The organism is Asticcacaulis benevestitus DSM 16100 = ATCC BAA-896 (assembly GCF_000376105.1).
Taxonomy (GTDB): domain Bacteria; phylum Pseudomonadota; class Alphaproteobacteria; order Caulobacterales; family Caulobacteraceae; genus Asticcacaulis; species Asticcacaulis benevestitus.
Genome location: NZ_AQWM01000002.1, coordinates 154,349 through 175,784 on the forward strand (window position 1 = coordinate 154,349; position 21,436 = coordinate 175,784).

At 59.6% G+C, this 21,436-nt stretch carries 22 protein-coding genes; 11 read left to right on the plus strand and 11 right to left on the minus strand.

Annotated features, from left to right (window positions below; genetic code table 11):
- Positions 1 to 65: 65 nt before the first annotated feature.
- From pseB to B060_RS0104160, 4 genes are all read right to left on the minus strand, one after another.
- Positions 66 to 1,118, minus strand: coding sequence for a UDP-N-acetylglucosamine 4,6-dehydratase (inverting) (gene pseB, locus B060_RS0104145; RefSeq protein ID WP_018080493.1), 1,053 nt, complete (start codon positions 1,116 to 1,118; stop codon positions 66 to 68).
- 117 nt (positions 1,119 to 1,235) lie between these two features.
- On the minus strand, positions 1,236 to 2,000 hold the full coding sequence (locus B060_RS0104150) for a WecB/TagA/CpsF family glycosyltransferase (protein WP_026172587.1): 765 nt from the start codon (positions 1,998 to 2,000) through the stop codon (positions 1,236 to 1,238).
- A 57-nt stretch (positions 2,001 to 2,057) separates the two neighbouring features.
- Positions 2,058 to 2,732 (minus strand): YiaD family glycine zipper/OmpA-like lipoprotein, encoded by a 675-nt coding sequence (locus B060_RS0104155; protein WP_018080495.1) that lies wholly within the window; start codon positions 2,730 to 2,732, stop codon positions 2,058 to 2,060.
- Between the two features lie 245 nt (positions 2,733 to 2,977).
- Positions 2,978 to 4,765, minus strand: a complete 1,788-nt coding sequence (locus B060_RS0104160; protein WP_018080496.1) for a S1 family peptidase — start codon at positions 4,763 to 4,765, stop codon at positions 2,978 to 2,980.
- 250 nt (positions 4,766 to 5,015) lie between these two features.
- Between B060_RS0104160 and B060_RS0104165 the strand changes: the two genes are divergently transcribed.
- A complete protein-coding gene (locus B060_RS0104165) occupies positions 5,016 to 5,969 on the plus strand; it encodes an isopenicillin N synthase family dioxygenase (protein WP_018080497.1) in 954 nt (317 codons plus the stop codon).
- 129 nt (positions 5,970 to 6,098) lie between these two features.
- Here the strand turns inward: B060_RS0104165 and B060_RS25990 are convergent, their stop codons facing one another.
- Complete coding sequence (locus B060_RS25990) at positions 6,099 to 6,863, minus strand: LytTR family DNA-binding domain-containing protein (RefSeq protein WP_018080498.1); 765 nt, start codon at positions 6,861 to 6,863, stop codon at positions 6,099 to 6,101.
- 91 nt (positions 6,864 to 6,954) lie between these two features.
- On the opposite strand from B060_RS25990, the gene B060_RS0104175 reads away from it, so the two are divergent.
- Positions 6,955 to 7,944 (plus strand): alpha/beta hydrolase, encoded by a 990-nt coding sequence (locus tag B060_RS0104175; protein ID WP_018080499.1) that lies wholly within the window; start codon positions 6,955 to 6,957, stop codon positions 7,942 to 7,944.
- 23 nt (positions 7,945 to 7,967) lie between these two features.
- Here B060_RS0104175 and B060_RS0104180 read toward each other — a convergent pair whose 3' ends face one another.
- From B060_RS0104180 to B060_RS0104205, 6 genes are all read right to left on the minus strand, one after another.
- Entirely contained in the window at positions 7,968 to 8,240 is a 273-nt protein-coding gene (locus B060_RS0104180) for a hypothetical protein (RefSeq protein WP_155847620.1), read from the minus strand.
- A 257-nt stretch (positions 8,241 to 8,497) separates the two neighbouring features.
- On the minus strand, positions 8,498 to 10,372 hold the full coding sequence (locus B060_RS0104185) for a M2 family metallopeptidase (protein ID WP_031220314.1): 1,875 nt from the start codon (positions 10,370 to 10,372) through the stop codon (positions 8,498 to 8,500).
- Between the two features lie 52 nt (positions 10,373 to 10,424).
- Positions 10,425 to 11,003: a hypothetical protein gene (locus B060_RS0104190; protein WP_018080502.1), complete on the minus strand. Its 579-nt coding sequence runs from the start codon at positions 11,001 to 11,003 to the stop codon at positions 10,425 to 10,427.
- A 114-nt stretch (positions 11,004 to 11,117) separates the two neighbouring features.
- Complete coding sequence (gene mtgA, locus B060_RS0104195; RefSeq protein ID WP_018080503.1) at positions 11,118 to 11,906, minus strand: monofunctional biosynthetic peptidoglycan transglycosylase; 789 nt, start codon at positions 11,904 to 11,906, stop codon at positions 11,118 to 11,120.
- Between the two features lie 20 nt (positions 11,907 to 11,926).
- Positions 11,927 to 12,919, minus strand: a complete 993-nt coding sequence (locus tag B060_RS0104200; protein ID WP_018080504.1) for a WD40 repeat domain-containing protein — start codon at positions 12,917 to 12,919, stop codon at positions 11,927 to 11,929.
- 203 nt (positions 12,920 to 13,122) lie between these two features.
- A complete protein-coding gene (locus tag B060_RS0104205; RefSeq protein ID WP_018080505.1) occupies positions 13,123 to 14,217 on the minus strand; it encodes a CobW family GTP-binding protein in 1,095 nt (364 codons plus the stop codon).
- A gap of 606 nt (positions 14,218 to 14,823) precedes the next feature.
- On the opposite strand from B060_RS0104205, the gene rplU reads away from it, so the two are divergent.
- From rplU to B060_RS0104250, 9 genes are all read left to right on the plus strand, one after another.
- Entirely contained in the window at positions 14,824 to 15,348 is a 525-nt protein-coding gene (gene rplU, locus B060_RS0104210) for a 50S ribosomal protein L21 (protein ID WP_018080506.1), read from the plus strand.
- 27 nt (positions 15,349 to 15,375) lie between these two features.
- Positions 15,376 to 15,645 carry a 50S ribosomal protein L27 gene (gene rpmA / locus B060_RS0104215; protein ID WP_018080507.1) on the plus strand — a complete coding sequence of 90 codons (270 nt, stop codon included), beginning with the start codon at positions 15,376 to 15,378 and terminating at the stop codon, positions 15,643 to 15,645.
- Positions 15,646 to 15,902: 257 nt separating this feature from the next.
- Positions 15,903 to 16,502: a GNAT family N-acetyltransferase gene (locus tag B060_RS0104220; RefSeq protein WP_236621561.1), complete on the plus strand. Its 600-nt coding sequence runs from the start codon at positions 15,903 to 15,905 to the stop codon at positions 16,500 to 16,502.
- 100 nt (positions 16,503 to 16,602) lie between these two features.
- Positions 16,603 to 17,655: a GTPase ObgE gene (gene obgE / locus B060_RS0104225; protein WP_018080509.1), complete on the plus strand. Its 1,053-nt coding sequence runs from the start codon at positions 16,603 to 16,605 to the stop codon at positions 17,653 to 17,655.
- A gap of 4 nt (positions 17,656 to 17,659) precedes the next feature.
- Positions 17,660 to 18,310, plus strand: a complete 651-nt coding sequence (locus B060_RS0104230) for a nicotinate-nucleotide adenylyltransferase (protein ID WP_026172589.1) — start codon at positions 17,660 to 17,662, stop codon at positions 18,308 to 18,310.
- 117 nt (positions 18,311 to 18,427) lie between these two features.
- Positions 18,428 to 18,898: a ribosome silencing factor gene (gene rsfS / locus B060_RS23855; protein WP_026172590.1), complete on the plus strand. Its 471-nt coding sequence runs from the start codon at positions 18,428 to 18,430 to the stop codon at positions 18,896 to 18,898.
- A gap of 10 nt (positions 18,899 to 18,908) precedes the next feature.
- Positions 18,909 to 19,400, plus strand: a complete 492-nt coding sequence (gene rlmH, locus B060_RS0104240) for a 23S rRNA (pseudouridine(1915)-N(3))-methyltransferase RlmH (protein ID WP_018080512.1) — start codon at positions 18,909 to 18,911, stop codon at positions 19,398 to 19,400.
- A 78-nt stretch (positions 19,401 to 19,478) separates the two neighbouring features.
- Complete coding sequence (locus B060_RS0104245) at positions 19,479 to 20,144, plus strand: HAD family hydrolase (RefSeq protein ID WP_026172591.1); 666 nt, start codon at positions 19,479 to 19,481, stop codon at positions 20,142 to 20,144.
- Positions 20,145 to 20,191: 47 nt separating this feature from the next.
- Positions 20,192 to 21,331, plus strand: coding sequence for a murein hydrolase activator EnvC family protein (locus B060_RS0104250; protein WP_018080514.1), 1,140 nt, complete (start codon positions 20,192 to 20,194; stop codon positions 21,329 to 21,331).
- Positions 21,332 to 21,436: the final 105 nt, after the last annotated feature.

The window sequence follows — 21,436 nt, forward strand, 5'->3', positions numbered from 1 at the left end:
TGCTCGACACCTCTCTCGGAACGAAGGTTCCCGCTTCGCAGGGGAGGAAAAAGTGAAACAAACCCTCACGACAGATACGCCTTCATCATGTCCTTGATGCCTGTGGCGTCCAGACGTTCTTCATTGTTGTCGCTGGCATAGGAGAAGCCCTCATCGACCTTCCTGATGCCGCGCACCTTGGAGAAGCTCTTGCGGGTATATTCGGCGAATTCGGGCTCGATGACATAGCGGTCGTCGAGCTCGTAGGTCGAGCGGGAGTCATCGGCCGAGATCATCATCTCGTGCAGCTTCTCACCGGGACGGATGCCGATAACCGTCTGGGTGGCCTCCGGCGCCATGGCGGTGGCCAGATCGGTGACCAGGGTCGCTGGGATCTTCGGCACAAAAATCTCACCGCCCTGTGTCAGCTCCAGACAGGACAGGACAAAGGCCACGCCCTGATCGAGCGAGATCCAGAAGCGCGTCATGCGGGGATCGGTGATCGGCAGGTCAGTCGCGCCTTTTTCCAGCAGGCGCTTGAAGAAGGGCACCACTGAACCGCGCGAACCGACGACATTGCCATAGCGCACCACGCAGAAACGCGTACCGATATCACCCGACATATTGTTGGCGGCGACGAAGATCTTGTCAGAGGCCAGTTTGGTGGCGCCGTAGAGATTGATCGGCGAGCATGCCTTGTCGGTGGAGAGCGCCACCACCTTCTTCACGTGGGCGGCAAACGCGGCGGCCACCACATTCTCCGCACCATTGATATTAGTGGCGATACATTCCGACGGGTTATATTCAGCCGCCGGCACCTGCTTCAGCGCCGCCGCATGGATGACGAGATCGACGCCGCGAAAGGCCATGTTCAGGCGGTCGCGGTCGCGCACATCGCCCAGGAAGAAGCGCATCTTCGACATTTTCACCTTGTCAAAGCGCTCTTCCAGCTCGTTCTTCATCTCGTATTGCTTGAGTTCGTCACGTGACAGGATGATCACCTTGCGCGGATCATATGTCTCCAGCAGGGTCTGGACCATGCGGCGGCCGAACGAGCCGGTGCCGCCGGTGATCAGCACGACCTTGTTCTTGACCGGATCGGTCTGTGGCGAGAAATCACGATGAAGAAGTGCGGTCATCTGGCGCCTTGATACTGACATCCGGACGCGATCCGTCCGTGGCCGGCAGTTTGCCCGTGTGCGGTTAAAGCGGCGTTAACTATGATTGTTAATGGAGATTAACAACGCACTGATCTCTCAGGCAATCGAGCGGCGACGCCATACATCGCGTAAGGCTTGCGGTATAAGCCACCACGGTTCGATGAAATAGCGCTCGAAAAGGCGCTGAGGCTCATGGAAGAACCTGACCAGCCATTCGATGCCGAGCTGGCCCGTCCAGCGCGGCGGCGTGTACATGACGCCAGCCTCATAATCAAAGGCGGCCCCGACCGGCAGGATGACGCAATCGGGCAGGCGCTCAAGATTAGCGAGAATCCATGTTTCCTGGCGCGGCATGCCCATCCCGACCAGCAGGACGTCCGGACGTTTCGCCTTCAGATCAGCCAGAAGGGCGTCGTTATCCGCCCCTTTCATGTCGAAAAAGCCGGTATGCAGGTCGAGATGCACCTTCGGAAAACGCCCAAGGATCGCCGCCTTTGAGGCGTCATTGTGCGCGGCCTCACCACCGACATGATAGACACGCCAGTTATGCGTTTGCGCCAGCGCCCAGAAATCTTCGCGGAAATCGAGATAGGTGCAGCGATGATCACGCGATACCGGATGGCCCATGAGTTTGGCCCAGGCGATCATCGGCGTCGAATCGATCTCGATCAGATCGGCCTTTTCGTAAAAGGCACGCATGTCGGCGCGCTTCTGAAACAGATAAAGGCTGTGCAGGTTGTGATTGGCCACGATGGCGCGCTCCTTCGCCGCCACCTTGCGGCCAACGAACTCCATCACACAGGCAGGGGTCACTCTATCGACCTCAGCCCCTAAAAGCGAAAAGCGGCATGGTGTTTCCATGCCGCCAATCTAAACCCGTAACTTTGATATTCCCTCAAAAAACAGGGTAAATAAGTCTTATTCCACCGGGCGCAGGGTGATCTCAACGCGACGGTTCTTGGCGCGGCCTTCAGCGGTATCATTGCTGGCGATCGGGCGCGTTTCACCCATGCCGGCGACATAGATACGCTCGCTCTTGACCTTGCGCGCCACCAGATAGCCGGCCGTAGCGTTGGCGCGGCGCTCGGACAGGTCGAGGTTAAACGCGTCCGAACCCTGGCTGTCGGCATGGCCGACCACGTCGATATAGGTCGAAGGATACTGGTTCAGGATGGTGGCGACGTCATCGAGCACCGGCAGGAAAGAACCGGCGATATCGGCGCTGCCGGTCGAGAAGGTCACATCCGACGGCAGGTTCAGGATGATGTTGTCTCCTTGACGGGTGACATAGACGCCGCGCGATTCCAGTTGGGCGCGCAGGTCCTTGGATTGGCGATCCATATAGGCGCCAACGCCCGCACCGGCCAGCGCGCCGATACCGGCGCCAATGACGGCGTTCTTGCGGCGGTCGTTCTTGTTGGACAGGGCGCCCAATACGGCGCCTGCGCCTGCGCCGATCAGGGCGCCGGACTTGGTCTTGCTGCTCGTCTTGACGCCATTGCTGGTATCGACGGTTTCACAACCAGCCAGCAGAAAGGCCGCGCCGGTCAGGGCCAGAACCACGTTACGGCTCGACAGATTGAAAGTACGCATTGAATAACTCCTCAGATGTATGTTTTCGACCGCGTTCGGCGGTCAGCCTTAAAATGGCGGGGCCAAATTCAGGTCAGCCTCTCAGCCATCGCACAGGACGGGTAAGGGGGCTGGCAGGAAGACCGCGCGGATTCGTTAGGATTTCATAAGGCCATGGTGTTGATCCACAGGCGCAAACAAAACTCACGGGTAAGCTTTACAGATAACCGCCTGAACACAGCATGAAGGCATAGATAGGGCGAAGGTTAACCTTGCCCGGTCTGCGGTGCGCAACGCCAGACCGTCTTGGTCTCCGGCGCCATGGTCAGATAGGTCTGGGACAGACCGCGCACACGGGCAAGATTGTCAGCCAGCGCCGTCAACGCACCCTGATCGGCATGGGCCGAGCAGCGGAACGAGCCAAGCGCGCTCATCTGCCCCTTGAAGGCCGCATACTGCGCCGGCTCCATCCGGTATTCGTAGCGAATGAAGGTGGTGGCGTCGGCCGCCAGTTCCATGCGCGCCGCCACCGGATTGGCGTCACCCGTGGTGAAGCGCAAAAGCGTGCCATTGGCCTGTGGCTCGTAAGGCGTGCGATCGTTGACGCAGGCGTGGATGGCGTCAAAATCGAACTCGACCGGACCGGCATCGCTCAAAGGATTGCTCGACGCCGCCTTGTCGATGGCACAGACCATGTGGACGGCGGCTGCCGCCGCCACCGGCGCGGCCACCTTGGGCTTGGTCAGACGGCGATAAATGTCGTGATCCTTGATCAGGAAAGTGGCCACAGCGATGATGATGACGGCCGCCAGGAAGATCCAGCCCCACGGGATCGGGTGCTTGACGCGTGAGGTAATGGCCGTGCGCACCTTTTCCAGATGGTCCGTCCGCACTCTTTCCGCACGCACCGGCTTGGTCTTGCCGGGCTTCGGTGACTCCGACGGCGCCTCATCCGAGAAAGCGGTCGGTGCGCCGTGTTCCTTGCGATGAATCTCGGCGCGATGCAGGATTTCACGACGGATAATCAGGCCGATCAGCACCAGCACCAGCCCCGACAGCACGATCATGGCGCCCAGTTGCAAACGCTCCAGGGTGGCGCGGTCGGCCTCGGCCTTCTTCTGCTCGGCCAGGCGCTGAACCTGCGCTTCGGCGGCGGCAGCCAGAACCCGCGAAAGGGCGTCGTCCTTGACGATCTCGTCCTCGCTCTTGGCGTAACAGGGCGCGCTGACCAGACCGGGGCTGACACCCGCCGAGCTCAGGAAGGTGTTGAGCGCCGACACATGGGTGGCGACGAACTGGCCCGCAGAAATATCGAGATTGCCGCCAGCCGACATGGTGGAGGGCGCCGTCCAGGTGTTGACCCCGACCACCTGACCGCATTCGTTGAGCAGCGGGCCGCCGGAATTGCCATGGTTGATTGGCGCGGTATGGAACAGGGTCTCGACGCGGCTGCCGTCCGGGTTGGTGGAGGCAAACAGCGCAATGGAGCCTTGCGTCACATAGGCGTCGGCCGGTTCCAGCAAGGCGGTGCCGGAGCGATTCAGCAGGTGATCCGTGACGTCCGGATAGCCCATCGAAACGACGCGTTCGTTCTTGTAAGGGGTCAGATACAGCTTGAGCGGCGGGATTTTCAGGCCGGGCGCGGCCAGCAGGGCCAGATCGCCTTCGACCCACGGCTTGACCAGTTGCACCGGCTGGTAGCTGGCGCCGGAATCCTTATGCGGCACGATATAGATATCGGCGCTGGAAGCTTCGGGCGGCACCTGGATGACGTGGTAATTGGTGACGATATAGCCGGGCGCCACCACAAAGCCTGAGCCCATACCGACCGTATCGAGCGGCACGCCGCCATAACCGCGATAGACGACCAGAACGCGCACCACCGACTGCTCGGAACTTCTTAAGGCTTTGGTGGAATTGACCGGCTGCAGGTCGGAATCGGCGATCTGCTGTGCGATAGAGGGGTTGGACTCCGCACTGTCACTCTGGGCCCAGCCAAGGCTCGGCAGGCTGGCGGTGGTCAGGCATAACAGGGACGCGGCGGCCATAACCATGACGGCTGCCCTCGTCCACATCCCAAACCTGCGACCCTCACCCATACTCGAAACAACCCGTATCCGCCTTAGCAGCACAAAACACCGCGCCCTCATCACGAGTCGCGTTACACCTCCTGCGGTCATAACCGAGTTTGTTGCAAAAATCATCCCCTGAGCGAAGGTTAATCGGGGTTGTGGGATTTTAGTTGCTCTTGTCGGCCAAGGGCTGGCAGCTTATGAAGGCGCAACCCTTTCAAGAGTGCCTGACATGCCCGATACCCCCGCCCCCGTTTCCGCCATTCCGCCTGTACCGTTAGCGCTGTATGAGACCGATTTCGCTGCCTTTTCGCAGAGCCTGGGCGCGGCATTCGAGCGTTACGGCTTCGCAGTGCTTGGCGGCCATGGGCTTGATCCGGCCCTGCTTGATCGGGCACTCAGCGCCACCAAGGCCTTCTTCGCCCTGCCCGAAGCCACCAAGTTGCGCTATCGCCAGACCGGCATGGGCGGCGCGCGGGGTTATACGCCCTTCGGCATCGAGACCGCCAAGGGCGCCACGCACCACGATCTCAAGGAATTCTGGCATATCGGCCGCGAGCTCCCCGCAGGTCATCCGTACACGGATTATATGCCGGAAAACCTGTGGCCGCAGGAGATCGCCGACTTCCATGCCAGCACCTACGCGCTCTACGAAGCGCTCGACACGCTCGGCAAGAAGGTGCTGCGCGCCATCGCCACCTATCTGAAGCTCGATGCGGAATTTTTCACGCCCACGGTCAAAGATGGCAACAGCGTGCTGCGCTTGCTGCACTATCCGCCGGTGACCACGCCGGGTGAGAGCGTCCGCGCCGGCGCGCATGGCGATATCAATGTCATCACCCTGTTGCTGGGCGCTGAGGAGCCCGGCCTGCAACTGCTCGACCGTGATGGCCAGTGGCTGCCGATCACCCCGCCCGCCGACTGCATTGTCTGCAATATCGGCGACATGCTGTCACGACTAACCAACGGGGTTCTGCCGTCGACCCAGCACCGCGTCATCAATCCGGCTGAGGGGCGCAAGGATTTCGCGCGGTATTCGACGCCGTTCTTCCTGCATTTCGAGCCGCCCTATGTGATCGAAATCCTGCCGAACTGCATCACGCCTGAGCATCCCGATCTGGGGGGCGAACCGATCACGGCGCAGGACTTCCTGATGCAGAGGCTGCGCGAGATCAAGCTGGCATAACTTACGGGGTTTGGGGCCAATGGCCCCAAGTCTTCATCTCTTTCCAAAGAAAAACCCGGTCCAAAAGGCCGGGTTTTTCTTTGGAATAAGGTAAGGTTTGTGGTGTCACAGACCCCACGCCCCGAATGTTCAGCTCACCTGTTCCAGCCACGCCTCGAACTCTTTCCGACGGTGGCGACTTAACGGCAGCTTCAAACCCGTATTCAGCTCGACCAAGCCGTTTCTGTAATCCTTGACCGCACCATCGTGGACCCAGTGCGAACGATGAATCTGGAAGCCGTCTTTTAACAATTCGACCGCCTCGGTCAGGGTCATATGGATCAGCGCCTCGCCGCGCGCCGTGTAAATGCGCAGATAATGATCTTCCGACGACATGGCCAGCACAGCGCTGCGTTTCAGCGCGAACGGCAAGCGATGCGCCAGGGGGAACGCCTCCCCTGCCACCGCAGGCTCAGGCTTTGGCAACCGGCTATGGCGCAGCCATGCCACCAGCGTGATGCTGGCCTGCACCACCCATATCACGAACAGGTTCTGCCACAGCAGGTCCGTGAAGTGAACAAACCGCAAGGCGCCTCGGCCGAAAACATGCAGCGAGCCCCAGACGATAACGGCCGCCGGCAAGACCAGAACGGCATCGTAAACCAAGGCTACCCACAAGGGCCAATTGCCGGCGAAAAAGCGCCGCGCCAGCCGGTAAGCGCCCTCCATGATAACGAAGCCAATAACCGTAAAACACAGCGAAAAATGTGCGCAACGCTCCCAGAAATCCATGGTGGTATAGCTGCCGAAAGGCCCGAACAAGGCCAGCAACAGCCCCAGAAAAGGCATGGTCAGCAACGCCTGCAATGAGCGATGCGGCGCATAGCGAAAGCTTAAGAGACGAAACAAATCCATTGGCGAAATTTGGCGACCATCCACGAAAGACGCCAAGACTACGAGGCACGCGCCCCATAAGCAAGCGAGGTCACATCCACAGGAGAGCCTCATGCTCAAACATCTTCTTCGCGGTCTTATCCTTATACCTCTTGTCATGATCGCTGTCGCCGGCGGCATACTGATCTTCACAGCCCCGAAAGCGCCGCCCCTTATCGCCGCCGTCGAAAAGGCCAATGATCCGTTCGCGCGTTTCAGCCGCGAACTGCCCGCTTATCATTACCTGACGGCGCGGGATGGCGGGAAGCTCGCCTATCACATCTATGCCGGCAGACCCGGCGGCGGCGTGGCTGTTCTGGTGCATGGCTCCTCCGGCACGTCACTGGCCGTTCACGGTCTGGCCAAGGCCTATGCCGCGCGCGGCATCACCGTCTACGCGCCTGATCTGCGCGGTCACGGTATGAGTCCCGGCCCGAACGGCCGGCTTGGAGATATCGTCTATCGCGGGCAATACGAAGACGATCTCGATGATCTGGTAAAGCTTATTAAACGCGAACATCCCGGTGAAAAGCGGCTGCTGGTCGGGCATTCTATGGGCGGTGCTGTCATCCTGCGCACCGCCGCCAGCCACTATGCCGGTAACTTCAACGGCTATCTGGCGCTGTCGCCTTTCATCGCGCCCAACACACCCATGGATCGCCCCTCGCAGGGCGGCTGGACGGTGGTCAGCGTGCCGCGCATCGTCGTCCTGACCATTCTCAACCGCTTCGGCATGTCTGCGCTTGATCACCTGACCGTTCTGGCCATGGCGGTGCTGGAAAACGACAACCAGCGTCCGCGCACCTATAGTCACGCCCTGCTGGCATCGGCCAATCTGCAACAGGACTGGCAGGCCAGACTGGCGGCGATCCGGCAACCGACGCGCATCCTGATCGGCGCCAATGATGAACTTTTCACAGCTTCGGCCTATCCTGTCGAAATCGGTAAGGCCAATCCGAAGATCGCTGTGACGATTCTGCCGGATCAGGGACACATGACGCTGATGTTCGATGAAAAAGCGCTTGCTATGGCAACCGATACAGCGGTTGATATGCTGAGATAAACCTATGGGGTTTGGGGTCCCAGTCAGTCAAATACCTGACTGCTGGTCTTCAGGCGGATGCGCTTCCGGTAAAGCCAATTGCCATAAATCACGGTCAACCAAGCCAACGGCAACCATACAATCTCGACCATGCCCAGCCACGACAGCAGAGAAGGTAATATTACTGAAATGTCTGCGCCAAATTTGACCAGATTGATATACATTGAGACATAAGGCACGAGCGTCAAAATGCCGAAACCAATGGCAATGACAATTGCAGTTAGCCTTCCCGTCTTGATGCCTTTCCAGAACGTCATCAGCCAAACAGCTACGAGCGCCCCCCCCAAGTATAACAACCGGAAGCCGCCACGTTCCGCTTTGAACTACATAATAGGTATCTTGAGCGGCATAATTTACCAAGGCATACTCCAGAGATCATTGCGTATAGCTATGGGGCGTGGGGTCTGTGACCGTACAAACCTTGCCTTGTTCCGAAGAAAGCCTGGCCCTCAAAGGGGCCGGGCTTCTTCGGAAGGAGAGAAGACTTGGGGCCGCAGGCCCCAAACCCCATACCTTATATCGAGCCTTCCCAGCCGCAGGTCTGGCCCTTATTCTGTTCTTCCAGCCACGCATTGAGCGGTGCGAAATAATCCAGAATCGCCGTCGCATCCATGTCACGCTGGCCGGTGAAGGCTTCCAGCGCATCCGGCCAGGGCTTTGATTGCCCCATCTCCAGCATGGCGTTCAGCTTTTCACCCACCGCGCGCTCGCCATAGATCGAGCAACGCGCCAGCGGACCCTTCCAGCCCGCCTGATCGCAGGCCGCGCGCTGGAACTGGAACTGGAGGATCGCCGCCAGGAAATAGCGCGTGTAGGGCACGCTGGCCGCCACGTGGTATTTCGCGCCCGGATCGAAGGCATTGGACGGACGCACGGCCGGCGCCGAAAGCCCCTGATACTTGCCCACCAGTTCCCACCAGCGCTGATTATACTGCGCCTCGGTGATCTTGCCGGAAAAGACCTCCCAGCGCCAGCGATCGACCTCGATGCCGAACGGCAGGAAGGCAACCTTCTGCAAGGCCATCTTGAGCAGGTACGGGATATCCTCGGATTCGTCCGGCACCTTGTCGAGCAGGCCGATCTGGTTGAGATAGGTCGGGGTCACCGAACTCAGGCCGACGAAATCACCGATCGCCTCGTGGAAACCGTCATTGGCGCTGTTCTTGAACAGGAACGGCTGATCCTTGTAGGCGCGCTGATAGAAGTTGTGCCCCAGCTCGTGGTGGACGGTGTAGAAGTCCTCACCATTGACATTGGTACACATCTTGATGCGCACGTCGGACAGGTTATCGACGTCCCAGGCCGAGGCGTGGCAGACGACTTCGCGGTCCTTCGGACGGGTGAACTGCGAGCGCTCCCAGAAGGTCTGCGGCAGGGCCGCGAAACCAAGCGAGGTGTAAAAGCTCTCGCCGGTCTTGACCATCTTGATGGGGTCGTACTTCTTCTGCACCAGCAGCTTGTCGAGACTGTAGGACGATTTGATGCCCTTCGGCGCCACCACGTCATAGATGTTCGACCAGTCCTGCGCCCACATATTGCCGAGCAGGTCGGCACGGATCGGTCCGAACTTCGGCTGCACGCTGTCGCCATATTTCTCATTGAGCTTGCGGCGCGTATAGCAATGCAGATTTTTATAGAAGGGCGCGACCTGCGACCACAGGCGGTCTGTCTCGGTGGCGAAGGCATCCGGCGCCATGTCATAACCCGAACGCCACAGTGCGCCGGTATCCTTGAAGCCCAGCCCTTCGGCGCCGGCATTGGAAAGCTGCGCCAGCTTGGCGTAGTCGCCCTTCATGGGCGCGGCGATACTCATCCAGCCTTCCCACATGGCGCGGGTGACCTTCGGATCGCGCGACGCGGCCATGGTGCGCGAGGCTTCGTCGAGATTATAAACCTTGCCGTTCCAGGTGAATTTTCCGGTCGAATAGGTCGAACCCAGGCGGGTATTGACCGCCGCCAGATCGGCCGCCGCGCCGGGTTTGTCGGCCGCCGGTAAAACCTGCGACACCCGCAACAGCAACAGCTTGCGGCGCGTTACCGCATCGACGTCGACATCGTTATATTTGGCGGCTTGCAGCGCCAGGCTGACCTGAGCCTCATTGAGCGCCGCATCGGCGCGGGTCTGAAGCCATTCGGTGTCGTAATTGATGAAGGTGGCGCCCATCCACTGCACATGCTGGGCATATTCGTTGAGGTCGGCCAGCTTGGTTTCGGCCTCATCGGCGAAGGCCTTGGCTTCGGCCGGGGTGGGCTTGGCGGACGCGACCGGCGGGACCGCCGGTTCAGGTGCAACAGGCGGTGCTTCGGCGACCGGCGCCGTCGGGGCTGAGGTGGTGGCGCAGCCCGTCAGCAGGGCAAGACACGCGGCGGACACTAACAGACGCTTCATAACAGACCTCCCAAGGTGAATGCCGAGAGGAAAGGCTATTTGATCGTGGAGGTCAAGCCACAGGATGCGGCCAGTGCATCATCAGCGGTACAAATCTCCAAGCGTTCCACACAAGTATCGCCAGAAGGGCAAAACCGATAATCCGCACTTTCAAAACCTCGCGACCATCTGTCCTAAGCAATGGCAGTCCTGATTCAACTGGCTCCTGACCGTTTGCCAGCAGATTCAGATGTTTCAGCCGCACGATGGTTTCTGCTTTGAACAGTGCGAGAAGACCAATCGAGGCCATGGCATAAGCGATACCGCCGATCAGGAGATACACCTGCATTTCTATCAGCTTCATACTCAACTGATCGAAGAAGATGAGCACAGCTAGGTTTGCCAATCCGCCTAGTCCCAGGACGACAAATCCCAGTCCGCCGAGCCCGCGCAACAACACGTATAGCGGCGTCCGTGCCTCTTGATAGAGGCGTGCTGCGGCGCTAATTGTAAGGCCGAAGCGGCTAGCCAGCCTGGCACGGGCCTGGACGCCCCCTTGGCGGAAATAGGCCAGACCGATTGCTATCGCTGCCAGACATTCCAGAGATTGGAGAGCAATATTTAGCCAGTCATTGACTGCGTATTCCGTCATTTGCTTATCCCCCCGATGCGATCAATAGCCCCCTTTAATGACAGACAAATAACGCCATCACAGGATGATTGCTGCAAAGCCAAATATTGGAAAGCTAGTAAACCATACCTCTGTTTATTCCGCTGCGCAGGCGTCCAGTCCCTGACTGACCACGGTGCGCGCATTGGCGGCAATGCGGCCGGAGCGCTTGTTGCCCTTGGCCTTGCGCTTGATCGGATTGGGCAGGATGGCCGCCAGTTGCGCCGCTTCCGCGCGGCTGAGCGTCTTCGCGCTGTGACCAAACCAATATTGCGAGGCGGCCTCGGCGCCATAGACGCCCGGCCCCATCTCGATAGAGTTGAGATAGACCTCCATGATCCGGTCCTTCGACCACATATGCTCGATCAGGAAGGTGTAATAGACCTCAAAGCCCTTGCGCACCCAGGAACGATCCGGCCACAGGAAAACATTCTTGGCGGTCTGCTGCGAAATGGTCGAAGCGCCGCGCTTCTTCTTGTGGGTGGCATTGTAGCGCTGGGCCTTTTCGATGGCCTGGATATCGAAGCCATCATGCGTGCAGAACTTGGCGTCTTCCGAAGCGATGACGGCGCGCTTGAGATTGTCCGAGATCTGCGACGCCGGCACCCAGCGGTGATCAAGGCCATTACCATGACCAAGCCGCTCGATCATCAGCAGCGTAATAGGCACCGGCACAAAGCGATGGATGGCGACCGACAGGATCGAAAAGGCGAAGAAGCCGACGACACAGCCGACGGCGAAACGGAACGGACGGAATTTACGTTTAAGGGGCACAGGCTTTACAGATGGTGGTGGTGTGGTGTCTTCCGCAGGGGCATCATAGATGACCTCTTCACCCAGACCCGGAATGTCATTCTCCGGCTCATCGCCCTTACCGTCACTCATGCACGCCCCCAGCGTCCAAATTACTCCGCAGGTTCGAATATATAGACGGTTCCGTCCTCATCACCAAACAGAATGCGCGTGCCTTCGCCGGAGAGCGACAGCGAGGTGATGGCCGCGCCCTTTTCGCCCTTGATCCACTCAATGTGGGTCGATTGCAGCTCAGCCAGCCAGACGCGGCCGTCCTCAGTGCCGGCAGCCAGAATGGTTTCCTCGGGCGCACCGGCCACGCAACTGACCATGGTACCTTCCAGCGGATTGATCTCGGAGGCTTCCTCGCCCATCGGGCCGTTGGCGCGCAGGAAGGGCCAGACCACCGCGCCATTGGCGCCGGAGGTGGCCAAAAGCTTGCCCTTGGCAAAGAAGTTCAGGCTCTTGATCTTGGCGGGATAGCCGCCCATCCGCATGTCTTTCGAATCCTTCAGCCGCCAGCCGTGTAGGGCACTTTCCTGCATGGCGGTGATGACGAATTCGCTCGACGGCGCCATGGCGATCTTCGTGTGCGAACCGGCCCAGAACAGCTTGGTCGGCTTTTGCTTTTCATCGATACGGGCAAACCACACAACCACGCCATTATAGGTGGCGCAGTAGAGCTTGCGCGCCTTCGGATCGAAGACGAGATCGGAGACGGAATGCTCATGCGTGAAGATTTTGCTCTCTTTCTTGAGCAGATCGAGCACATGCACCTTCTTGGCGGTGGCGTACGCGATCACCTGGCCTTCGGGTGCCACAGCGATGACGTCGATCCACGCCCCCTTGTGCGACGCCAGTTCGATCGGGCCGGCTTCCTTCGTTGTCCAGACCACGCGGCCATCATCGCCACCGGTGATGACGCCAAGGCCGGTCGGGTGGATGACGGCGCTCAGGATGCTGGCGTCAGGGTGCGCGTCATAGCGCGCGTCGGCTTCAGGGAAAACGACGCGGCCATCGGCCAGCGCCACCACGGGCTCACCGAGCGTATCGAAAAGGGCGGCGACCACATAGGAGTCGAACGAGTTTTGGTAAGCAAAGGTCATGAGGGCGCTTATAAGGTGATGAAAACGGTTTGGGAAGTATCACTTCATCCTCCCTTGCGAGCCTCTTGGCAAATCGGGGGAGGTGGCGGGCGAAGTCCCGCCGGAGGGGGCCTCTTAACGTAATTCCGGGTTGCCCCCTCCGTCGCCGACTGCGCGGCGACACCTCCCCCGAACGCTGCGCTGCAGGGGAGGAGAAAAAGGAATTAAGCCGCGATGCAGGCCTCAAAGCCGGCCTTGATCGCTACCGTATCGAGATGACGGCCGATAAACACGGCGCGCGAAATACGCTTTTCGCCTTCGCGCCATTCGCCCTGCAACTCGCCTTCGAGGATCATGTGAACGGCCTGAAAGACCAGACGCTTGTCCTCGCCCCTCACGTCGAGAATGCCCTTGGCGCGCAGGATGTCCTGTCCCTTTTCGGCCAGCAGCTTATCGAGCCACTGGGTAAAGCGAATGCCATCGATCGGCGTTGCGGCGCTCAGGGATATGCTCTTGATCTCTTCGTCGTGGATCGGATTGATGGTGTGGCTGCAATGCTCATCATGGACGTGACCGGCTTCACCGTGCGCCGGGCCGTGATCATGGTGGTGGTGGTGGTCATGCCCGTGATCGTGACCATGATGATCGTGATCGTGGTGATCGTGGTCATCATGACCGATGCTGTCCATCTTGGTCAGGTCAAAGCGGTGCTGATTAAGCAGCGAAGCGATATCGACAAAAGACCGCTGGGCGCGGGTGATGCTGGCCAGCGGGTTCAGGCCCTTCAGGCGGCCTTCAATCTCATCAAGCTTGGCGTCATCAACCAGATCGGTTTTGTTGAGGATAATATGGTCGGCAAAGGCGATCTGTTCCTTGACCACGCGGTCGGTCCTGAGCGCTTCATCAAAGTGCAGGGCATCCACCAGCGCGGTCACAGAATCGAGATAGGTCTTGGCCTTGATGTCTTCGTCCACAAAGAAGGTCTGGGCCACCGGGCCGGGATCGGCCAGGCCCGTGGTCTCGACGATGATGGCGTCAAACCGGCCTTTGCGCTTCATCAGACCAGCCAGGATACGGATCAGGTCGCCGCGCACCGTGCAGCAGACGCAGCCATTGTTCATTTCAAACACTTCTTCATCGGCGCCGACGATCAGGTCGTTGTCGATGCCGATTTCGCCGAACTCATTGACGATGACGGCGTATTTCTTGCCATGGTTTTCCGACAGGATGCGGTTGAGCAGGGTCGTCTTGCCGGCGCCCAGATAGCCGGTCAGGACGGTGACGGGGGTTTTTGCGGTGACAGAAGCGGTATCGGCCATGGTGGTGTTACTTTATAAAGGTGGAAAGGGTCTGCCGCTTAGTTAAGCCTTCGCGCATTGAAATCAAGCCATGTTGTTTATGTAACGATTTCCTGCGGGGGAATTATGGTCAGATTATTTTGGTTAGGCGCCAATCTAGTCCTTTGGATTACGTCCATGATTTGCGCCAACAGCACGCATTTTGCAGCACACATATCCGCCTGGACTCCCCTAACCCCACCCATCACAGCACTGTGGATTGCCGTTGTAAGTCTTATAGTAGCGACAGCAACGGGGTTCGGCCGCGCGCCACAAGGCTTTTTCGCCAGTTGGGACAAGGTGCGTTTTGGACTTTTAGTGTTTTTGGTTCCGCATTTCTGATATGGTTCTTGATAACCCTGACGGGGGCGGGTCGAGCTTCATGGGCATAACAGCTTTCAAATCAAAGCTGCCCGCGCCGCAGTTTATTCCCGTCATAAAAGCCAATAAACCCGTTGACTCACCGACATATCCTTGTATAAGTCGCCGCCTCTCGCCCGGAGCCTTATGGTTCCTGGGGCGTTTTTCCATTCTCCCGCGCAGGACTTTTCTCTATAAAGCCCCGTGCCTACGCAAAGGTTCTTGACCATGTACGCGGTCATCAAAACAGGCGGTAAGCAATACCGTGTATCGGCTGGCGATCTGATCGTTGTCGAAAAGCTCGAAGGCGAAGCCGGCGCGGCTGTTAAGTTCAACGAAGTGCTGATGCTCGGCGATGAAGCCGGTGCAGTCGTCGGCGCCCCGCTGGTTGACGGCGGCGTTGTCGAAGCCACCCTGATCGAAACCCGCAAGGGCGAGAAGGTTCGCATCTTCAAGAAGACCCGTCGTCAGGGCTATCGCCGTACCCGCGGCCATCGCCAACTGCAGTCGGTTCTGCGCATCACCTCGATCCTCGGCGCCGGCAAGTCGGCAAAGTGGGAAGGCACCGTTTCGCTGACCACGAAGGCCGAACTCGACGCCCGCGCCCGTAACCTGGCTCCGCGCAACCTGGCCGCCGCCATCGCAACCCCGGCTGTCGAAGCTGAGGCCCCTGTTGCGGCTGAAAAGCCCAAGAAGGCCCCCGCCAAGAAGAAGACCGAAACCACCGCAGCCGACGATTCTGGCGAAGCGTAAGATTAAAGTTTAAGAGGACACCCTCCCATGGCCCACAAAAAATCTGGCGGCTCGTCACGTAACGGCCGCGACTCACAGTCCAAGCGTCTTGGCGTCAAGAAGTACGGCGGCGAACTCGTTCTCGCCGGCAACATCTTGGTTCGTCAGCGCGGCACCAAGTTCTTCGCTGGTGACAATGTCGGCCTCGGCCGCGATCACACCCTCTTCGCCACGGCGACAGGCAATGTGAAGTTCACTACAAAGCGCGACGACCGTTGTTACGTGTCGATCCTGCCGGTGGCTGCGGCCGCTGAATAAGCACGCCTTCGATATTTCGGATCGTGCTTAAGTTTTTAAGCCGATCCGGACCGAGTTTAGAGCGGGAGTCCGGATTTTACCGGGCTCCCGTTTTTCGTTTTCAGTTGTGCCGAATTTGGAAGCAACGGCCAAATTAGAAACAACTGAATGTGATCCCGCTCTTCGAGACCTGTGGTGGAACTGACACAGTTTGACCCTAAATAGACCTCAGCCTGCGGCTATACCAGCGCCGGGGCTACGGAGTGAGAGAGATGATCATGCGCAACGAACACATCCGGCCCGATCACGAAAAAGCCGCAGCCCCGCATGGCGGCCGCAGCATCGAAACCACGCGCCTCAGCCTGACGCCTTTGCGAAAGACGGACCTCGACACCTTCATGGCCGTATTCGCCGACAAGAACTCGGCGCGCATGACCCATGCCATTCCGCACCCGCTGAACCGAAACGAGGCCGAGGCCCTGCTGGCCAAGATGTCGGCGACGCCCGTCAGCCCCAATCTTTTGAGTCACTGGGCGATCCGACTGGAGGATGACCGCCTGATCGGCGTCATCAGCCTGACCAAATCGGCCTGCGGCACCTCCGGCGGCATCCATGCGTTTGGCCCAAACCTCAGCGTCTTTATCGCACCCGCCTATCAGGGGCAGGGCTATGCGATCGAGGCGACGGACGGCCTGCTGCGCTGGTGCAAGAAGCGCAAGGTTCACCGCATCGTCCATGCGGCGCACTTTGCCGATAACGAGCCTTCGGCCCGCGCCCTGATCAGCGCCGACTTCCTCTATACCGGCCGCAAGACGCTGGAAACCTCATTGGCGCGCGAAGGCGAACACCTCGCGCTCCATATGATCCGCATACTGTAAAACGCACCGAGCAAGAAACGTCTCCCCATCAGCGCGTCGATTTATCGGCGTGGTGGTGGGGTTTCTTGCTTTTTCAAACGTTTTGCTTCAAAGAACCCCAATGAAATTCCTCGATCAGTGTAAAATCTATATCCGTTCCGGTAACGGCGGCGCCGGCGCCGTTTCGTTTCGCCGTGAAAAATTCATCCCCAATGGCGGCCCCGACGGCGGCGATGGCGGCAAGGGCGGCGATGTGTGGATCGTGGCCAAGGAAGGCCTCAACACCCTGATCGATTACCGCTATCAGCAGCACTTCAAGGCCAAGACCGGCACCCACGGCATGGGACGTCAGATGCACGGCGCCAACGCCGAAGACATCGTGATGTATGTGCCCGTCGGCACCGAAGTCTTCGAAGAAGACCACGAAACCCTGATCGTCGATCTCGATGTCGAGGGCAAGACCTATATGCTCGCCAAGGGCGGCAATGGCGGCTGGGGCAATACGCGCTTCAAGGGGCCGATCAATCAGGCGCCGAAATTCGCCCTGCCCGGTCAGGATGGCGAAGAGCGTTGGATCTGGCTGCGCCTCAAGCTGATCGCCGACGCCGGTCTCGTGGGCCTGCCCAATGCCGGCAAGTCGACCTTCCTGGCCGCCTCCAGCGCCGCCAAGCCCAAGATCGCCGACTATCCCTTCACCACGCTGGTGCCCAATCTCGGCGTCATCGATCTTGGCCCTGAGCAGCGCTTCGTCATGGCCGATATTCCCGGCCTGATCGAGGGCGCTTCGGAAGGCGCCGGCCTCGGCACCAAGTTCCTCGGCCACGTCGAGCGCACCAAAGTGCTGATACACCTGATCGACGGCACTCAGGACGATCCGGTGGGATCGTACAAGGTGATCCGCAAGGAACTGAACGCCTACGACGAAATCCTCGGCTCCAAGACCGAGCTGGTGGCCATCAACAAGTGTGACGCGCTCGACAAGGACGCCCGCAAGAAGCTGGCCGCCAAGATCAAGAAGGTCAGCGGCCAGAACCCGTTCCTGATCTCCGGCGTCACCGGCGAAGGCGTGCGCGATCTGCTGTTTGCGGCACTGGAAACCATAACCGGCGAGAAGCTGGAAGAGGCGCATCCGACGCCGGACGTGCCGGCGCCCTATAACCCGATGGACACCTAAAAGCGTGTTTCGCGCTGGCCTTGCCCCGATGCGGCCTGCCGTCTCCTCCGGGGGATTGCGCAGCGGTTTTCATCTCGAACCCGGCATGAAGATCGGCCTGTTCGGCGGATCGTTCAATCCGGCGCACGAGGGGCATCGCCACGTCGCCGCCACAGCGCGTGAAAAGCTGGGGCTCGACCGCATCATCTGGCTGGTGTCACCGCAGAATCCGCTGAAGTCGAAGGCGGAGACCGCGCCCTTAAGCACGCGCATCGCGCAGATAAAGCCCTTCATCGGCCCAATGGATATCATCTCCGACTTCGAGACGCGCATCCACGCCACCTATACGCTCGATACCCTGCGCGCCCTCAAGGCCCGCTATCCCGGCGTTCATTTTGTCTGGATCATGGGGGGCGACAGCCTGGCGCAATTCCACAAGTGGCGCGGATGGACCCAGATCGTCCATATGGTGCCGATCGCGGTGGTATCGCGTCCCGGCGCCTTGATGAAGGCGCGCTTCTCCCCCGCGGCGCAGCGTTTCGGTCACTACCGGATCGATGAACGCGCCGCCTCGACCCTGGCCTTGCGCCGCCCTCCCGCCTGGACCTATATCAAAGGTCCGTTACACAGCCATTCATCGACGGCTTTACGCCTGAAATTGAAGGCAAAACGCTAAAACACGATAATCCCGATGAAAGGGTGACCTCTGGCGCAGTTTGTGCTATTGTACTCTCTTCAAGACGCGCATTTTGATCCAAAAAGTGTTGACACTTTTTTGGAATGCGCTTGCATAGTGGATCATAAAGGAACCCAAGCCCTGTCTCGTCAACCCGCGCAAACTGCGCCCGAAGCCCCTCAGTTTGAGGCTCCCGAAGCTGTTGTCAACGCTTCCCACGAAGCTCCCTCGACCGAAGATATGCTGCCGCTGGAAACCCTGATCGTCGAACGTCTCGACGATGACAAGGCTCAGGACATCGTGTGTATCGATCTCAAAGGCAAGTCCTCGGTCGCCGACACCCTGATCATCGCGTCCGGCCGTTCGCACCGCCATGTCGGCGCGCTGGCCGATCACGTCGTGCGCGCCCTCAAGGAAAAAGGCTTCGGCAAGGCCAAGATCGAAGGCCTCCCGGCTTGCGATTGGGTTCTGATCGATGTCGGCGATGTTGTTGTGCACATCTTCCGTCCGGAAGTCCGCGCCTTCTACAATATCGAAAAGATCTGGTCGCTGTCGGCTGACGGCACGGGCCACACGATTCAAGCCTAGGCCAGGCCTGATGCGCCTCACGCTCTGCGCCGTAGGGAAACTGGGCGCGACCGTCGAAAACACACTCGTGAAAGACTATCTGAACCGCGCCACCTTAACCGGGCGCGGTTTAGGCATTTCGCCTGTGGACCTGCTTGAGGTCGAAGCCAAAAAAGGCGCCAAGGCCGCCACCTCAGCGCTGCTGAAAGCGCAGGAGATGGAGGCGATCAAGAGCACACTCAGTGATGGTGGCATCCTCATCACCTGCGATGAACATGGCGAGCCACTGACCTCGCGCCAGATCGCCACGCGCCTGAATACCTACAAGGATCGCGGCGAGCGTCGCGTCACCTTTCTGATCGGCGGGGCCGATGGTCTTGACCCGGCCCTACTGAAAGCCTCGGCCTTTTCGCTTGCCTTCGGGCCGCAGACCTGGCCGCACGCCCTTGTGCGTGTGATGCTGGCCGAGCAGATGTACCGCGCTACCACCATTTTGGCCGGATTGCCCTATCACCGCGATTAAATTGCGTTACCCCCATGACATTTTGCACTGCACCATTTATATCTGAGTGCGGTAAAACTTGGTGTGGAGTTGGGTGTCGTGATAAGTGTAAATGCGTTGCTGGAAGGTCGTTACCGCGCTTTTCTGTTTGATATGGACGGTACGTTGTTGAATTCCATGGCCTCGGCCGAGCGCGTATGGGGCGCCTGGGCGAAACGCCAGGGGCTCGATGTTGAAACCTTCCTGCCCACCATTCACGGTGCCCGCTCGGTTGATACGATCGCAGCCCTGAAAATTCCGGGCCTTGATCCGGCGGTCGAGGCGCATGGCATTACGCAGGATGAGATTAAAACCGCCGACGGAATCGTGGAAATTTCCGGCGCCCATAAATTTCTGAGCGCCCTGCCCGCCGATCGCTGGGCCGTCGTCACCTCCGCGCCGCGCGCCTTGGCCGAAGCCCGCATCAAGGCAGCCGGTCTGCCCGCTCCGCCCCTGCTTATCACCGCCGAAGACGTGAGCGCCGGCAAGCCCGATCCGCAGGGCTATCGTCTGGCGGCGCAAAAGCTGGGCGTCGATATCGCCGATTGTCTGGTGTTCGAGGACGCCGCCGTCGGGATCGAAGCCGGCCACGCCGCCGGCGCGCGCGTCGTTGTCATCACCGAAACGCACCACCCCCCCCTGGCCAGCGCGCATCCGCAAATCCCGGCCTATCGTGATCTCATCCCGCATATCGGCAGCGACGGCTATATCCGCCTGGCGGCCTGATCAAACCACGTCTTGAGAATTCAGGCGAACCGTCTTATCTCAAGACCATGCTCGCGTCTTCGCGCCATTTGCTGCTAAGCGGCCTTGCCGTCTTCGCCCTGCTCGGGGCGATGCAGACGGATGCGCAGACGCGCCTGAAAGACCTCAACGCCGCCGATCGCGCGGCGCTTGATAATCTCTCCACCCAGCGCCGCGCCGAAGAACGCAAGAGCGACACCCAGCGCCGCAATGCCCGTCAGATCGCGCAGGAAATAGAAGCCCTGCGCCAGCAGATCATCGACATCTCCAAGAAGCAGGGCACCGGTGAAACGCGCTCAGCCATCTTCCGCGCCCGTCTCGAAACCCTCAACCAGCAGGAAATCGACATCACGCGCAAGCTGAGCATTGAGCGCGCCAAGCAGGCCCGCCTGCTCAGCGCCCTGCAAATCTATTCGCGCAATCCCCCGCCGGCGCTTTTTGTCACCCCCCGCAAGGCCAATGATGCCGTGCTGGCCGCCATCATCATGCGCGCCATCACGCCTGAGCTGCAAAAGCGCACCAACGGACTGGTCAAGCAGAACAACGATCTGGTCAATCTGCGCCGTCAGGCCGCAGCGCAAAATGACGCCCTGTTCGTGTCGGAAAGTGACATTTCCGATCAGCGCGACGAGATCGAACGCCTGATCAGCCAGAAGATGGGGCTGGAAGACCAGCTTCTGGGCCAGGCCGATCAGATGGACGCCCGCGCTACCGAATTGAAGGCGAAGGAGGCCCGCCTGCGCGGCGATATCCCGCTGAAAATGCTTGGTATCGCACCCACCGATAACACGCATCTGATGCAGCCGGTGGTCGGTGACATCACCCGCGCTTTCGCGCAAGCCGATGGCACCGGCCCGTCCAATCGCGGCACCACCTACGCCGCTCTGCCGGGCGCTCAGGTCACCTCGCCGGCCGAGGGCGAGGTCGAGTTCGCCGGCCCGCTCGACTCCTACGGCCAGGTCATCATTCTCAATATCGGGAACAATTACCGCGTCGTCATCACCGGCATCGGGCGGATCTATGTCGACAAGGGCCAGACGGTCGGCCGGCAGGAGCCGCTAGGCCGGATGCCGAACCTGTCGGAGAAGAAGACCCTGCTCTATATGGAACTCCGCCGCGGTGAAGATCCGGTCAATCCCGCCACACAATTACAAGTTTCCAGCCGTTAAAAAAATGGGGCTGGCTGCAACCTGAAAGCCGCGTTCCAACTTAAATAACAACGCCCCGTTTACGCCACACTCACACTCTTATATGTAGGTTGAGTAGCTTTCCCT

Excerpts from the sequence above, each read along its gene's own strand:
- B060_RS0104165 (WP_018080497.1), top strand. The coding sequence starts at position 5,016 with ATGCCCGATACCCCCGCCCCCGTTTCCGCCATTCCGCCTGTACCGTTA.
- B060_RS0104180 (WP_155847620.1), bottom strand. The coding sequence starts at position 8,240 with ATGACGTTCTGGAAAGGCATCAAGACGGGAAGGCTAACTGCAATTGTC.
- rpmA (WP_018080507.1), top strand. The coding sequence starts at position 15,376 with ATGGCCCACAAAAAATCTGGCGGCTCGTCACGTAACGGCCGCGACTCA.
- pseB (WP_018080493.1), bottom strand. The coding sequence starts at position 1,118 with ATGACCGCACTTCTTCATCGTGATTTCTCGCCACAGACCGATCCGGTC.
- B060_RS0104185 (WP_031220314.1), bottom strand. The coding sequence starts at position 10,372 with ATGAAGCGTCTGTTAGTGTCCGCCGCGTGTCTTGCCCTGCTGACGGGC.
- B060_RS0104205 (WP_018080505.1), bottom strand. The coding sequence starts at position 14,217 with ATGGCCGATACCGCTTCTGTCACCGCAAAAACCCCCGTCACCGTCCTG.
- B060_RS0104150 (WP_026172587.1), bottom strand. The coding sequence starts at position 2,000 with ATGGAAACACCATGCCGCTTTTCGCTTTTAGGGGCTGAGGTCGATAGA.
- B060_RS0104200 (WP_018080504.1), bottom strand. The coding sequence starts at position 12,919 with ATGACCTTTGCTTACCAAAACTCGTTCGACTCCTATGTGGTCGCCGCC.
- mtgA (WP_018080503.1), bottom strand. The coding sequence starts at position 11,906 with ATGAGTGACGGTAAGGGCGATGAGCCGGAGAATGACATTCCGGGTCTG.
- B060_RS0104250 (WP_018080514.1), top strand. The coding sequence starts at position 20,192 with ATGCTCGCGTCTTCGCGCCATTTGCTGCTAAGCGGCCTTGCCGTCTTC.
- obgE (WP_018080509.1), top strand. The coding sequence starts at position 16,603 with ATGAAATTCCTCGATCAGTGTAAAATCTATATCCGTTCCGGTAACGGC.
- B060_RS0104175 (WP_018080499.1), top strand. The coding sequence starts at position 6,955 with ATGCTCAAACATCTTCTTCGCGGTCTTATCCTTATACCTCTTGTCATG.
- B060_RS25990 (WP_018080498.1), bottom strand. The coding sequence starts at position 6,863 with ATGGATTTGTTTCGTCTCTTAAGCTTTCGCTATGCGCCGCATCGCTCA.
- B060_RS0104155 (WP_018080495.1), bottom strand. The coding sequence starts at position 2,732 with ATGCGTACTTTCAATCTGTCGAGCCGTAACGTGGTTCTGGCCCTGACC.
- rlmH (WP_018080512.1), top strand. The coding sequence starts at position 18,909 with ATGCGCCTCACGCTCTGCGCCGTAGGGAAACTGGGCGCGACCGTCGAA.
- rplU (WP_018080506.1), top strand. The coding sequence starts at position 14,824 with ATGTACGCGGTCATCAAAACAGGCGGTAAGCAATACCGTGTATCGGCT.
- B060_RS0104160 (WP_018080496.1), bottom strand. The coding sequence starts at position 4,765 with ATGGTTATGGCCGCCGCGTCCCTGTTATGCCTGACCACCGCCAGCCTG.
- B060_RS0104190 (WP_018080502.1), bottom strand. The coding sequence starts at position 11,003 with ATGACGGAATACGCAGTCAATGACTGGCTAAATATTGCTCTCCAATCT.
- B060_RS0104220 (WP_236621561.1), top strand. The coding sequence starts at position 15,903 with ATGCGCAACGAACACATCCGGCCCGATCACGAAAAAGCCGCAGCCCCG.